General features: G+C 71.2%; 1 protein-coding gene. It reads right to left on the minus strand.

Annotated elements, in window-relative coordinates; genetic code table 11:
- Positions 1 to 119: 119 nt before the first annotated feature.
- Positions 120 to 1,040 (minus strand): MFS transporter (locus tag ACFKCF_RS61630; RefSeq protein ID WP_394506801.1); only part of this gene is annotated, 921 nt, incomplete at its 5' end.

Here is a 1,040-nt window from a genome sequence, read left to right on the forward strand (position 1 = left end):
GTCGCCAGGTCGTGAATCCAGTGGGCCACGGCCTCGCCGTTGCGTCCCGGGCGGGTGCTGCCGATGATGATGCCTACTTTGATCATGAATTCGTCCTTGGTGGGTTCGGCAGGTGCCGATCATTTGCGGCCGGGCAGGCTTGCGGCCATGACCAGGCCGCTCGCGGTGAGGATGAACATCCACGTCAGCGCTGGGGCGAAGCCGCCGGCCTGGAGGATGACGGCCATCAGCGCGGTGCCGGCGGCGGCGCCGATCCGCTGCACGATGGTGCTGGCGCTGGTGGCGTGCGGGATGGCGGCCGGGCGCAGGGTGCGGTAGACGGCGACGCTGACGGGCAGGCCGGCGACGCCGAATCCGACTCCGCGCAGGAGCAACGCCACGCTCAGCAGGAGAGTGTCGGTGTCAGCGGTGGCGAAGACGAACGGAAGGGTGCCCATGGTGGCCGCGGCCATCCCGGCCAGGGCCAGCGGACGCGGCGGCAGGCGGTCGGCGTACCGTCCGGCCAGCAGGGACGCCAGTGCGATCCCGAGGGTTTGGGGAGCGAGGGCGAGGCCGGCGTCGAGCGCGGACAGGTTGTGCAGTCGCTGGTAGTACAGCGGCAACAGGAACATCGGCCCCCAGCTCGTGACGCCGAGGACGAACATCATGACCGTCCCCGACCGGAAGGAGCGATCGGCGAAGAGCCGCAGGTCGAGCAGGCTCGCCTCGGCCCGGCGCAGCGAGCGCGTGATGAACGCGGCCAGGAGCCCGGCTCCTGCCGCCGCCGTCAGGGCCGCGGCCCCGATCCCGGCCTGCGTCTCCAGCCCGGTCAGCGCGTGCAGCAGGGCGATCACTGCGGCCGGCAGCAGGAGCAGCCCGACAAGGTCGAGACGACGTTCGTCGCGCTCCTCGTCCCGGGGGAACCACCGCCACGTCATGGCCATCGAGACCAGGATGAGCGGCACGTTGACGAAGAAGACCCAGCGCCAGCCCCAGGTGTCGATCAGCACGCCGCCGAGCACGGGCCCGGAGATCGGGGCGATCTGCCCGACGAAGCCGAC

The organism is Nonomuraea sp. JJY05, from assembly GCF_043496855.1.
Lineage (GTDB): Bacteria > Actinomycetota > Actinomycetes > Streptosporangiales > Streptosporangiaceae > Nonomuraea.